This is a genomic window from Providencia sp. Je.9.19, assembly GCF_051129765.1.
Classification (GTDB): Bacteria; Pseudomonadota; Gammaproteobacteria; order Enterobacterales; family Enterobacteriaceae; genus Providencia.
In genome coordinates this window covers 249,235-263,048 of the sequence record NZ_JBCPSS010000001.1, presented here as the reverse complement: position 1 = coordinate 263,048, position 13,814 = coordinate 249,235, and the positions used below count along the sequence as shown (strand labels likewise).

Annotated in this window: 12 protein-coding genes and 1 pseudogene; 6 read left to right on the top strand and 7 right to left on the bottom strand. The window is 39.1% G+C overall.

Annotation, left to right across the window (positions count from 1 at the left end):
- Positions 1 to 41: 41 nt before the first annotated feature.
- A complete protein-coding gene (locus AAZR93_RS01330) occupies positions 42 to 437 on the bottom strand; it encodes a GFA family protein (RefSeq protein WP_434718759.1) in 396 nt (131 codons plus the stop codon).
- 224 nt (positions 438 to 661) lie between these two features.
- Here AAZR93_RS01330 and AAZR93_RS01325 point away from each other — a divergent pair.
- Positions 662 to 969: pseudogene (locus AAZR93_RS01325) on the top strand (ABC transporter permease subunit); the annotation flags it as partial.
- Between the two features lie 47 nt (positions 970 to 1,016).
- Here the strand turns inward: AAZR93_RS01325 and AAZR93_RS01320 are convergent.
- Complete coding sequence (locus AAZR93_RS01320; RefSeq protein WP_434718758.1) at positions 1,017 to 2,219, bottom strand: nicotinamide mononucleotide deamidase-related protein YfaY; 1,203 nt, start codon at positions 2,217 to 2,219, stop codon at positions 1,017 to 1,019.
- 380 nt (positions 2,220 to 2,599) lie between these two features.
- On the opposite strand from AAZR93_RS01320, the gene AAZR93_RS01315 reads away from it, so the two are divergent.
- From AAZR93_RS01315 to AAZR93_RS01295, 5 genes are all read left to right on the top strand, one after another.
- Entirely contained in the window at positions 2,600 to 3,313 is a 714-nt protein-coding gene (locus AAZR93_RS01315) for an IclR family transcriptional regulator (RefSeq protein ID WP_434718757.1), read from the top strand.
- Positions 3,314 to 3,391: 78 nt separating this feature from the next.
- Positions 3,392 to 5,020 (top strand): OPT/YSL family transporter, encoded by a 1,629-nt coding sequence (locus AAZR93_RS01310; RefSeq protein WP_294107600.1) that lies wholly within the window; start codon positions 3,392 to 3,394, stop codon positions 5,018 to 5,020.
- A 24-nt stretch (positions 5,021 to 5,044) separates the two neighbouring features.
- The gene (locus AAZR93_RS01305; RefSeq protein ID WP_336430835.1) at positions 5,045 to 6,244 is read left to right on the top strand and encodes an aminotransferase class V-fold PLP-dependent enzyme; all 1,200 of its coding nucleotides are present in this window, start codon (positions 5,045 to 5,047) and stop codon (positions 6,242 to 6,244) included.
- On the top strand, positions 6,241 to 6,966 hold the full coding sequence (gene pepE, locus AAZR93_RS01300) for a dipeptidase PepE (RefSeq protein ID WP_434718756.1): 726 nt from the start codon (positions 6,241 to 6,243) through the stop codon (positions 6,964 to 6,966). Before AAZR93_RS01305 ends, pepE begins: the two co-directional genes overlap by 4 nt.
- Positions 6,966 to 7,916, top strand: a complete 951-nt coding sequence (locus AAZR93_RS01295; RefSeq protein ID WP_434718755.1) for a DUF1177 domain-containing protein — start codon at positions 6,966 to 6,968, stop codon at positions 7,914 to 7,916. The genes pepE and AAZR93_RS01295 overlap by 1 nt, the downstream gene beginning before the upstream one ends.
- A gap of 149 nt (positions 7,917 to 8,065) precedes the next feature.
- Here AAZR93_RS01295 and AAZR93_RS01290 read toward each other — a convergent pair whose 3' ends face one another.
- The 5 genes from AAZR93_RS01290 to AAZR93_RS01270 form a co-directional block, all read right to left on the bottom strand.
- Complete coding sequence (locus AAZR93_RS01290) at positions 8,066 to 9,085, bottom strand: ABC transporter permease (RefSeq protein WP_294350714.1); 1,020 nt, start codon at positions 9,083 to 9,085, stop codon at positions 8,066 to 8,068.
- Positions 9,086 to 9,096: 11 nt separating this feature from the next.
- Complete coding sequence (locus tag AAZR93_RS01285) at positions 9,097 to 10,653, bottom strand: sugar ABC transporter ATP-binding protein (RefSeq protein WP_434718754.1); 1,557 nt, start codon at positions 10,651 to 10,653, stop codon at positions 9,097 to 9,099.
- Positions 10,654 to 10,709: 56 nt separating this feature from the next.
- On the bottom strand, positions 10,710 to 11,633 hold the full coding sequence (locus AAZR93_RS01280; protein WP_434719612.1) for a substrate-binding domain-containing protein: 924 nt from the start codon (positions 11,631 to 11,633) through the stop codon (positions 10,710 to 10,712).
- A 441-nt stretch (positions 11,634 to 12,074) separates the two neighbouring features.
- Positions 12,075 to 13,274 carry an enoyl-ACP reductase FabV gene (gene fabV, locus AAZR93_RS01275; RefSeq protein WP_294107616.1) on the bottom strand — a complete coding sequence of 400 codons (1,200 nt, stop codon included), beginning with the start codon at positions 13,272 to 13,274 and terminating at the stop codon, positions 12,075 to 12,077.
- Positions 13,275 to 13,400: 126 nt separating this feature from the next.
- The gene (locus tag AAZR93_RS01270; RefSeq protein ID WP_294107618.1) at positions 13,401 to 13,733 is read right to left on the bottom strand and encodes a DUF1090 family protein; all 333 of its coding nucleotides are present in this window, start codon (positions 13,731 to 13,733) and stop codon (positions 13,401 to 13,403) included.
- Positions 13,734 to 13,814: the final 81 nt, after the last annotated feature.

Below are 13,814 nucleotides of genomic sequence, written 5' to 3'. Positions count from 1 at the left end.
CTCAACGGGACTAACCCATAATAAATTGATGACCTTCATTGCTATAACTCCACATTGTCATAGCACAATAATTTACACCACCATTTGGGTGCTAAATCTGTAAATGAATGGTATTCGAGTTCTAAATCGTGACTAGATAAATTATCCATCACACCAGTTAATAATGCGACTGTAGGTGCGTCATCAATAGCACCTATAGAGCTACCGCACTGTGGACAAAAAGCACGGCTTGAATATTCGGATGAGCGATAAACAGCAGGCTTCCCACCTTTACCTATCCATTCAACACGGCTTGCCGGAAATTCAATCCATACCGCCATTTGTGCGCCTGTATGTTTTTGGCAAATATCACATGAACAAGAATGCACATTCGATGGCTCAAATGCACGAAACTGAATATGACCACATAAACACCCACCAGCAATAACCTTATCCATTGCAAATACCTCAAAATAAAACAATAACGCTACCACAAGTCAATATAAATACGATTAATTTAAGCTTAAATATGTGGCTTTTTAAATATAAAAATAAAGCTCTCCAAAATAGAGAGCCTTAATGATTAATAGACACACTTATACTATTGAATACTTTTACCCTGAATGTTTTTCGCTGCTGATTAATATCTTCAAGTAGTGCATTCACTTGTTCTGAGGTAAATGCCCTTTATGCCTTATTTAATAGGTTAGGCCAATATATACCGATGATCGGGTTGAATACCCACGGCGGTATCATTTTCGCTTATTTAGGCGGGATTGCACTCCATGTATGGACGATTAAAGGTTATTTCGAAACGATTGATGGCTCACTAGAAGAAGCCGCAGCATTAGACGGTGCCACACCTTGGCAGGCATTCAGACTGGTTTTACTGCCGCAACAGTGTTATCCGCAATTCCAATTACTATTGTATTTTTACTAGCACAACGCTGGCTGGTTAATGGGTTAACCACAGGTGGCGTAAAAGGCTAAAACTGACAATGATTGCTCCCCTTATCAACCAAGGGGAGCAACAAAAATTACTCACTTACCCAAGTTTCTGATTGTACCAACCACTCATATTGTCCTATCACATCCCGTTGATTTAGCCAACGTGACAGCATATCTAACATCAACATTACACTGACGTCTTGTTTCTCTTTTAGGCTATGATTAGTTGGTAAATACTGCACTCGCTGGGCGTAACTTTTATTTGGCGTATGCAGCGCTAAAGCCAATTGTCCATCGTCAAAACACCCTATTGCTAATCCAATAGCGACATTTTGCTGAGCTGATATCTGCTTTGCCTGTTTGGCAAGCTGTTGCAGCGTTGGTTGAGCGTCTCGCTCAACCACTTCGCTTGGCGTAAATAGTCCATCAACTGAACGTAATATCCAACTCAATAAGCCTGCACTAAATTGTTCACTCACTGCCACTTGTAGCTGTTTTTCACGCAATTTTCGGCTAATCGCACTCGGTAAACCTTCGGTTCCTTCAAAAACAAGATTATCGCCAACCCCTTGTTTAATCACTTGCCAATGGGCTTCCATCTCATCACGCATTGACGCAGGACCTGTAAGTTTTAACTCTATAATCGGCATTGAAGAGCGATACCCCAAAACACAATTTTGAGGATGAGTTAGGCTATCAAACTGCTTTGCTAAACTGCTTTCGCTGCGACCAAAACTGGTTAATCGTAAGCAAATTGGAGGCTCAGGTAATGTAAAACGTTGTTGTAAACGAGGTAGGATCTGTTGGTTAATCATTACTTTGAATTCAGAAGGTACGCCCGGTGTAAAAAATAGCAAACAGCCATTGATCTCGACAGAAAACCCGCAAGCAGTACCCACAGGATTATCGATGAGCTCTGCATTTTCAGGTAATAACGCCTGCTTTCTATTCGTTTCAGGCATTACCCGCCCGCGAGCAACGAAGTAGCGCTCCATAACGTCAATCCACTCAGAATGCTCGACTAGTGGCACACCTGCCGCTTTTGCGGCAGCTAATGCACTTAAATCATCACTCGTCGGCCCAAGTCCACCATTTACAATTAAAATATCTGCGTGGAGGCTACGCTCAAGAAATATTTCAACTAAATGGGCTAGTTCATCACCAACGGTTGTTCGGCAACTTAAAGGAAGACCTTGCTGGAAAAAGCAATCTGCAAGCCATGCAGCATTTGTATCTATAATCTGCCCATGTAGCACTTCATCACCGGTACTTAGCATCTCAACAACTAACATTACGCATCCTTGGCTTATCCATTCATTATTTAACTAAACTACCCCATTATCACCATCACTAAAATCAATATTTAAACATAATAAATAATCGCCAAATAAGTAAAACGCAGTTACTGAGCAACTGTTTCGCTAGTAGGAACAGACGAAAAAACAAATAAAACAATAAAAATCAATATCTTAATCTTTAATTAATATCTATCCCTAAAATTTTAAAATCAATTCAGTGACCAGTTTAACAAAAATGCAATAACTCATTTACTTTATCAATCAATTCATCTAAATATAGTCATATTACGAAATGGAACACTGTTCCTTATAAGGGAACAATGAATATAACAATAATCCCATTTTACTTATTACCTTTGCATTCAGGGGGCATCATGAATAATCGGCTACAATCAGCAGGATTTGTTTTATTACTACTTAATTATTTTTCATTAAAAAAACCTGTTTGGGGTGTGCGCGAATTAGCTCGACACATAGATAAGAGCCCTTCTGTTGTTCAGCGCGGCTTTAATATTTTAGAAGAACAAGGCTTTTTACAAAAAAATAAAAATAAAGAATATCTACTAGGTTTACGTTGTATTGAATTAGGTCACCTAGCTAATAATACGCGCCAATTTTCACAATTAGCTACTGACTATCTACGCCCCTTATCAGAAAAAACGCATGAAACTGTATTTATATATCGGCGATATGATGATATCGCTATTTGTAATTTTATTTTAGAAAGTGACCATTTTATTCGTTTTACATCAACTGAAGGTGAAGCATTATCACTTCATGAAGCACCTTTTACTCAAGTCATTCTTGGTTCTATGAATACATTATATATTCAAGACTATTTGATAAGACATAATTTACAGGATGACTTAATTTTAAAAACTAAATTACAACATTATGCAAATGAAGGTTATGCCTATTCAAAAGAAGCATACCTTGCAGGAACTCAAGGTTTATCTGTTCCTATTTTCTCATTTGAGAAAGGGGTATTAGGTTCGTTATGTATTGCAGCATCAAGCCAAAGTAAAGATTTAACTGAATATTATCCATTATTAAAATCTACAGCATCCCAGCTATCCGCCATATTTTAATTGTTGTTTATGGCTAAATAAACCATCGAAAATATACGATGGATATATATTAAAAATATAAAAAAATAGGTAATCTCTATGAATGTATCTCAACATAAAAATGATACAGAGGTACGTGTATCTATATTTTCACCACCATTATTTATCGCAATAATTATATTATCTTTTGTGGGTGCCATTATCGGTATCCAAATTATCGTCACACTCGGGATATCAGCTAATACCTCAATTATTGGTGCCGTATTAGCCATTTTATTATCTCGTATTCCCATATCTATATTTTCATCATTTCGATTTATAGACGCACAAAATTTAATTCAAACCAGTATTTCAGCCGCTACTTTTGCAGCCGCCAATGGGTTAATGATTGCGATTGGAGTGCCTTGGGTGCTTGGAATGCCTGATTTAATTTGGCCAATGATGGCTGGCGCATTTATGGCAATCATTATTGACGGCACTATTTTGTATGGCTTGTTTAATACCAAAGCGTACCCTGCTAGCGCATCATGGCCCGCAGGCGTTGCAACAGCCGAAACCTTATGGGCAGGTAATAAAGGTGGAAAACGACTAGGTGCATTGCTTGCCGGCTTCACCTTTGGCGCCGTTGGTGCCGGATTCGGAATTCCAATGGCATCCGCAGGTATTGCCTTAATTGGCAGTATTTTCGCTTTATTCATGTTTGCAATAGGTCTACTTATTCGTGGTTTTTCTGAGTCTGGCTTAATTCCCTATAACCTATATGAACACTATGTACCTCACGGTGTCATGATTGGTGCGGGCATCGTGGCATTAATACAAATTGGTTTTATTGTTTTTCGTAAAAAGAAAGATGATAACCAACAAATTGAAGAAAGTGATGAATTAGCTCAAAGCAGTAGCCGAATTAAAAAAACACTCCTTAAAGGCGCTTTCTTTTATTTTCTCACTGCGCTCACGCTAACTTTTATTAGCCAGATATTTGTCACGATGACATTACCGCAATTAATTGGTTTCTTGATTTTTGCGACTTTAACGGCATTAGTTCAAGAAATGATAGTTGGTATGGCTGCGATGCATTCCGGTTGGTTCCCTGCCACAGCGGCTGCTTTAATTTCCCTCATGATTGGCGTCTTATTAGGTTTTCCACCTGAAGCACTTGCTGTTTTAGTTGGATTTTGTGTCGCAACTGGACCTGCGTTTGCAGATATGGGCTTTGACCTTAAAACCGGATTTATGATCCGAGGCTATGGTAAAAATCCAAGTGCTGAAATTTATGGGCGAAAACAACAATATTTTGCTGCTATCGTCGGTTTTTTCTGTGCCTTAGTGGTCGTTGCATTAACTTACGATTTCTATTTTGAACAAGATAAAATTGTACCTGCCTCACGTTTATACGCGGCAACAATCCAAGCAGGCAGCTCATCAGAAGTTGCCATGATGCTACTTCTATGGGCTGTTCCTGGGGCAATCATTCAACTTATTGGCGGCGCCAAACATCAAATTGGAGTGCTGTTCTCTACAGGCCTAATGATTAACTACCCGATTGCAGGCTGGACCGTATTAGTTGCTTTAGCTATACGCATCATTGTGGCCCGTTTCTTTAATGTCAGTTCAGACAAAATTTCTACTTTTGCGGGCGGACTCATTGCCGGTGATGCCCTTTACTCTACAGCAAAAGCCTTTCTACCGACAATCAAAGCAAAATTGCTTTCACTGTTAGCTCGCTAGTTTTGCACTAGGAAAACAATAATCATGAATATATGGCAACAAGTCTACCAAGATACATTAGTTTCCCAGCATTATGCTTATTTTGATACAGGTGCTGCGGCACCACCACCAAAACCGGTTATTGATGCGGTTAAAACATATTTGAATAAAACTGCCGAACGAGGAATTTATTTACCTAGTTTTCGCAAAGAAACCTATCAACGTGTAGAAAACTGTCGTCGTAAACTGGCTCAGTTTATCGGTGCCGATGAAACTGAAATCGCATTTACAAAAAATGGTACTGAATCCATTTGTTTAGTTGCCCGAGGAATTTCTTGGCACTCCGGTGATGAAGTAATTCTGCCTGATACCGAAATGCTCAGTAACATAGCGATCTGGCAGCTTTTAGCCAAAGAAAAAGGCATAAAAATAGTAACAGTTAAAGCAGATAACCAAGGTGTCATCTCACCTAAAACTATTGAACAAGCCATAACTTCAAAAACAAAATTAGTGAGCTTTGTTGCCCTATCAAATATTACAGGTGTCGTACAACCCGTTCAGTCAATTTGTGAGATAGCAAAACAACATGGTGTTCTCACCCACGTTAGCGCATCTCAAGCCCTTGGCATGTATAGCATTAACGTACAAGAGTGGCAGTGTGATTTTTTATCGTCTTGTGGTCGTAAAGGATTAAGAACAATTGAGGGAATTGGTATTCTTTATGTACGCAACGCATTAATACCCACTCTTACACCGATGTTAGCTGGCTGGTGGAATTGTAATGTTGATGCAAACTCTGGAGATATCACATTACCCATCACCGCCAAACGATTCGAAGCAGGTTGCCCTAACATCCCAGCCATTATCAGCCTCGATGCAGCATTAGATTATGCACTCAATATTGGGATGACGCAGATTGAAATACGTAACCGCCAATTAACTGAATATGCGATGAGCAAATTATCGTCAATACCTAATATCGCAATATATGGCCCAACAAATAGCCATCAACGTCTTGGTATTATCCCATTTAATATTAAAGGAATATCTTCTGACATCTTAATGCAAACACTAGAAGCTAAAAATATCATTATTGAATCAGGTCATTTTATGGCAACTGCTATTTTACAATTTTATCAAATTGAAAAAATGGCACGACTTTCGCTACATTATTTTAATCAAGAGTCAGAAATTGACCAATTAGTTAATTGTATTCATGAAATCATTATGGAGTATAAAAAATGACAAATGCATTATTAATGAGTAGCTCACGTATGGGCCAACAAGGTTATTTATCCCATGCTCATGAACAAATTCATCGTTTATTACAGCATAAACACCAAGAAATATTATTTATTCCTTATGCTGCTGTTTCATTTAGTTTTGATGAGTTCGAAAAAATTGTTCAGCCAGTTTTTGAATCTCTTGGCTATACGCTTAAATCTATTCATCATTTCAGCGATCCTATTGCCGCGGTTAATCAAGCCCAAGCTATTGCTGTCGGTGGTGGTAATACCTTTGCACTATTAAAACGCCTTTATGATGCACAATTAATTGATTTAATATCACAGCGCGTCAAACACGATAATTTACCCTATATAGGTTGGAGTGCAGGCAGTAACATTGCAACGCCAAGCATACGAACAACTAATGACATGCCAATTGTACAACCGCCATCATTTCGTGCACTAAATCTTACTCCATTCCAAATTAATCCACATTTTATTTCAGGAAAACCTGTTGGTCATAATGGAGAAAGTCGTGAGGAGCGCTTAAATGAATTTTTGACATTAAATCCGAATGAAGAATTGCTCGCTTTATATGAAGGCACTGCATTGTTAATTGAAAATGATCAGGCAACTATTTTAGGTGATAAAAATGCCTTATGGTTTAAAGCACCAAATCAGATAGATGAAATAAAAACCAATCAACAATTTCCATTAAATATGATAAAAGGAGTTGAATAATGTCATTAAAATATGTCAGTCAATTCTATGAACTACTCGATAATCCGCATATTAATGGGCAAAAAATTGTTAATATATTAAAATCAGTCAGCCCACCGAATGCTGAAATTATCCTCAATTCTGTTCATTATGAAGAGCCTGAAGATACCAGCCAACTTTGTGACTTTATTAAAGTTATTATTCCTGGCACTAATGGAAAATCACAAGGCGGTCACTATCCCACATTAGGTATTATTGGTCGTTTAGGTGCACAACAAGCTCAACCAAACCGTATCGGTTTAGTGTCAGACGCTGATGGCTCCATAGTGGCTTTCGCAAGTGCGATGAAGTTATTAGAAATGGCCTCAACCGGAAGTCGACTAAAGGGTGATGTTATTATCACCACGCATATTGCCACCCATGTTTCAATTACCCCTCACGAGCCGGTAGATTTTATGGGCATGCCTGTATCATCAACCACCATGAATCAATATGAAGTCGATGCCCAAATGGATGCTATTTTATCCATCGATACCTCTAAAGGTAACAGTATAATAAAGCACAGAGGAATTGCCATTTCCCCCACCGCAAAGCAAGGCTATATTTTGCGCGTTGCCCCTGATTTAGTGCGTTTATTAGAGTATGCAACAGGAAACATGGCCAAAACCTTCCCAATTACCACACAAGATATTTCACCCTACGATAACGGTGTCTATCACTTTAACTCCATCATGCAGCCTCATGTTGCAACAGATGCTCCGGTCGTGGGACTCGCAATCACGGCGAATACCATTGTTCCCGGCTCTGAAACTGGAGCAAGTTATGAAAATGAACTTATTGATGCAACTCGTTTTGCCGTTGAAGTTGCTAAACAATTTTGTTGGAATAAAATCAAGTTTTATCAACAAGATGAATATGATGCCCTGTATAACCTCTATGGCTCTTTAGCTCAAATTCAGGGAACAAAATAAATAATAGTTTAATTCATTGTTATTCCTGAAATTTTTTGTGATTAAACCATTTTAGAAAAAAAGTATAATTTAAAAATAATATCCAATAAAAAACGCCTCGCTATAACCAACAATAGAAAGGCGTTTTATTTTATCTTTGAAATAATAAACTAATTTGCGCCACGACGATTCTTAGCATAAGTATCAAAAGCAACAGCTAGAATAATAATTAAGCCTGTAATAATTTGTTGATAGTAGGCTGAGACATTCATTAACACTAATCCATTAATGAGTAGCCCCATAATAATCGAACCAATAACAGTACCACCAATTCGTCCATAACCGCCCATCAATGATGTTCCACCAATAACAACCGATGCAATGACTCGAAGCTCAAAGGTAAAACCTGCTACTGCTTCTGCGCTGCCTAAGCGAGCACTTAAAATAAAGCCGGCAAGACCTGCCAAGCAACCAATAACCACATACACACTGACTAAAACTCGATTAACATTCACACCAGCAAGTCGAGCAGCTTCGCGGTTACTGCCGACGGCATAAACAAAACGTCCCCAACGACTTTTATGCAATGCAAAGAAGCCAATCACAGCAACAATAGCAAAAATCCAGATAGGAATAGAAACACCAAGTAGCTCACCTCTACCCCACCAGCGATATCCTGCGTCGAAACCTGAAATAGGTGCGCCATCATTGATCACTAAAGTCACACCACGCCAAATTGTCATACCGCCAAGTGTGACAATAAAAGGAGGAATATTTAAACGCGTCACACCGAGACCATGTAGAAAACCGATAAAGGTACCGACCGCTAAGCAAATCACAAGTCCCACTAGCCAACTCATGCCGCCCCATGCTGCTGGGTCAATACCGACAAGATTATCGCCTTTAATCACAAAAGCGGCGGTCATTGCACAGACGGCAAGTATTGAGCCTACGGATAAATCAATTCCAGCGGTTAAAATAACTAATGTCATGCCCACCGCCATAATGCCGTAAATAGACACTTCGGTCAGAATATTGGTGACATTTCGCTCACTAATAAAATTACTGTTTTGCGTTTGAAAAAATAAAATCAATAACACCATGAAAATCAATACGCCAAAACGCTCAAAAAAGGCGATAAAATCAATTTTTTTACGGCCAACTGCCGCAGCTGATTGTTGTTGTGACATAAAAGCCTCTCTTATACGGCAGCGCTTGCTTGCAAACTGTGATGGCAAATTGCCATCATGGTCATTAATTTCTCTTCCGTTGCATCATCTCCTTGAATTTCACCCGTTAAACGACCTTCGCTAATGGTGATGATACGATCAGAAATCGCCATTACTTCAGGTAAATCAGATGAAATGACAATCACTGCAACGCCTTTTTTTGCCATCTCAAAAATAACTTGATGTACTTCAGACTTAGTCCCCACATCAATTCCTCGAGTTGGCTCATCAACAATTAATATTTTAGGGTTCATCGCCATACAACGTGCCAATATCACTTTTTGTTGATTACCACCTGAAAGTTTGCGTACTTCTTGTTCACTATTAACCATTTTAATTTGCAGTGCTTGCCGATAGCTCTCAATCAAATCATTTTCTTTACGAATATCAACCATCCACCCCATTTTCATTAGGTTCGCGAGCCCTGATAACGACAGGTTGTAACGAATTGACAACCCAAGCGCTGCGCCTTCTTTTTTTCTATCCTCTGGCACTAAAGCAATCCCTTTCTCAAGGGCATCCATCGGATTAATCGGCTGATAAGACTGTCCATCAAGGGTAAACTCACCTTTAGCATATTTATCTGCACCAAATATGCACCGAGCGATTTCAGTTCTGCCCGCCCCCATTAAGCCTGCAATTCCTAAAATCTCACCTTCATGGACTTCAAAATGAATATCGTGAAGCGCAATGCCGTGCGGATCGAGAGGTGGTTTCTCTTTACACAGTCCATTCACCGAAAAACGAACAGGTTTATCACGATGATAAGTTTCGCTATAAGGTCTTCTTTCAAAAATCACATTGCGTCCCACCATCATGCGAATAATGTCTTGAACTGTGGTTTTTGCGACTTCCCCTGAGCCGGTATAGCGCCCATCTTGAAATACCGTAAATTTGTCACAAATTTGAAAAACTTCATGTAATCGATGTGTCACATAAATCACACTCACACCCCGATTTTTTAATTCGCGAACAACTCTATGCAAACTTTCTACTTCAATATCACTCAGTGCCGCAGAAGGCTCATCCATCACAATTAATTTGGCATTGAGCGTTAATGCACGAGCAATTTCAATCATTTGCTGCTGAGCAACACTCAACCTTGCGACTTGCGTGGTCGGTGAGATAGATAATTGTAGATAATCCAATACGGCTTTAGCTTCTTGATTTACTACGCGTTCATTGACCATCCACTTCATATTAAGCGCTTCGCGACCGAGAAACATATTTTCCGCAACAGTCATATTCGGCAGTAAATTAAACTCTTGATAAATAGTGATAATGCCTTTTTGTTGACGAAATACAGGCGAATCATTCCCACCAAGCATTTCACCATTAAACCAAATGTCACCACTTGTTTGCGGTTGAGCGCCCGCTAACGCTTTTAGAAATGTGGATTTACCCGCGCCATTTTCCCCTAATAAGGCATGAACTTCTCCTTGCATCACGGTCATTTGTGCATCACTCAGTGCCCATATACCGGAAAAACTTTTGGTCAGATTGGTAATTTTAAGTAGCGGCTCAGACATAAAAACTCCTTTTCAGGAAAACAGGGCTCAAAGAGCCCCGAATAAAAGGCACTGTTTTATTTTAATTCGCCAATACGTTCAGCTTGGTCAATATTGGCTTTGCTAATTACTGCCGGAGGGTAGTCTGCACCTGTAATGGCTTTTTTATCTCGAATATTATCAACCAATTGTCCCATTGCTGTTTTCACTGCATAACCGGCACGCTGATCTGCCGTAACGGACAACCAACCATCTTGAATGCGACTTAATGCTTCAGGACTTGCATCAAAACCCGTCACCATAATTTCACCGGGTTTCAAACCTTGTGCTTTTAATGCCTCGATAGCACCCAGCGCCATATCATCATTTGCAGATAAAATAACATCTGGCTTTTTCGGCAATGATGGCAGCAAACTTTCAACGATCCGCATTCCTTCTGCACGCATCCAGTTACCATTTTGATCGGCAACTAAACGATATTTACTACCGCCTTCTTGCAAACTATCGCGAATACCTTTCGTGCGTTCAATATTCGAAGAAGAACCCGGTTGCCCTGTAATTAAAATCAAATCAGCACCATCTGGAAATTGCTGTTTCACATATTCCGCAATGGCATAGCCACCTTTATAGTTATTGGCACCAAAATGTGGAACCGCTTTTTCTGCATTAATCGTGCGATCAAGGGTTACAACAGGCAGGCCTGCATTTTGAATTTCTATCACGGCATCAGCGATGGCATTAACATCATTTGGCGAAACAATAAAACCTTGAGCACCCCGTGTAATGGCGTTTTCAATATCGGCAACTTGTTTAGGAGAACTTCCCTGACCATCTAACACTTGAATATTAACATTCTGCTCTTTTGCTGTTTTTACCGCTGATTTTTGCATGTGAACTTCAAATGGCGTAGATAGCGTTGGTAAACTAAATACAATTTGCTCTTCTTTTGCCATCATTGGGTTAGAAAAACCCAATACAGCAACCAGCGCGGTCAATCTCATTATCTTTTTCATTTCACTTTTCCCACTGATTATGAATGCATGTTGTGTTTTCATTCCATCAACATAAGTAACATGTCGATAACATAGATATACATTAATGAAATATATATTCCATAATTTTTTATATGAAAGTTTTATTTTTGTTGTGTGGTTAACGAAATTTAACTGTAGACCAATGATTAGCGTAATAGAGATCACACTCCATCTTTATATTTTGCTATATCTCACTGGCCTATGAGGAAAAATGTAATGAAATGATTAATTATAAATATCGATTAAAGTTCCTTTATCTAATGATTAAGAAATATTTATTTCATTAGCTAAATAAGATAGATAAAGAAAAATGCCCTATTGAAGCTGACTTATTGATTTTATTTAAACACAAAAAAACCCGCACTTTAGGCGGGTTTCTCATCAAACTAACTCATCGTATTTTGGCGTTTAAACTAATTCAATCACTTCAAACTTAGCTTCACCGCTTAAATCGGCATCATAATCAACACCCTGTAGACCAAAACCAAACAGGCGCAGGAACTCAGCCTTATATCCTTGATAATCAGTTAATTCGTTAATGTTGTTATCATTAATTTGTTTCCAAATTTCGCGACATGTCTCTTGGACATCATCACGCAATTCCCAATCATCTAAACGTAGACGATGTTGCTCGTCAGTATCCGGCATAGCGCCACTATATAGCTTAGTCGAGAACAAGCGCTGGATTTGCTCAATACAACCCTCGTGAATGCCTTGCTCTTTCATGATTTTAAACACAATAGAGATATACAAAGGCATAACTGGAATAGCAGAAGATGCTTGAGTGACTACAGATTTCAGCACGGCAACATAAGCTGAGCCACCTTTTGCTTTCATTTTCTCATTGATAGCATGAGCTGCGCGATCCAAATCTTCTTTTGCTTTACCTAAGGTTCCGTGCCAATAAATTGGCCAAGTCAAATCGGTTCCAATATAAGAATAGGCAACAGACTGTGCGTTATCTGCCAGAACGCCTGCTTCATCTAAAGCATTCATCCACAGTTCCCAGTCTTGACCACCCATAACTTTAATTGTATCAGCGATTTCTTGTTCGTTAGCAGGTTCCACAACCGCTTCCACTAATACGTCTTTATTCGTATCGAGGGCAACCGATTTGTAGGGTTCGCCAATCGGTTTCAACGCAGAGCGTACCAATTCACCCGTTTCTGGCATTTTACGTACTGGAGAGGCAAGAGAATAAATAACTAAATCAATTTGACCTAGGTCTTGTTTAATCAGATCAATAACGGTTTTACGGCATTCATCAGAGAATGCATCGCCGTTAATACTTTTTGCGTACAAACCTTCTTCTTTAGCCGCTTTATCAAAACCAGCAGAGTTATACCAACCCGCAGATCCTGTTTTATTTTCACTGCCAGGTTTTTCAAAAAACACACCGATAGTTGCCGCACCGCTGCCAAAAGCAGCATTGATACGAGAGGCTAAACCGTAACCAGTAGATGCCCCAATAACCAAGACCTTTTTAGGACCATTTTTTAATTCGCCACGAGATTTAACATAAGCGATTTGTTCACGAACGTTGGCTTCGCAACCGGCCGGATGAGCTGTAGTGCAGATAAAGCCACGAATTTTAGGTTTAATAATCATAGTTATTCTTTCTTGGTAGTTAACAATTACATCTAATATACCTGATAATCTCCGTATACTTAAGACAGAGCGGAAATAAACCTACAAAACAGACCAGTTATTTACCGTACCTGTTCTATTTTTGCCCTATTTTAAGTCGTTTAGTGCATCAATCACTCGCCTTAAAGACTCTAACTCTCTTTCCAACTCACTTGATTTTTGTTGAGGATAATAACCACGTATTTTAGTTGCCCCTGAGCGACTGTCATAGCGATTATATCGGTCATAACAATCAAACCGTGTTTCGTGTATTTTTTTCTTTAATTTAGCAACTTTATGTCTATTTCCATGATGGATAGCGCTGTAGAGCTGGCTTTCAAGCTTATCTACTTTCTTTTCACAACCATGATTTTTTGAACCCGCCTGTGAAGATAATGGAATCAACATCACCGCCAGTACCAGCAATACTGCCTTATTCATAAAACTCTCCGAATACACCTCAATATAATTTAATGCCTATATTCCACTATCTATGAATACGCCTTCTAGTAGATTTATCTT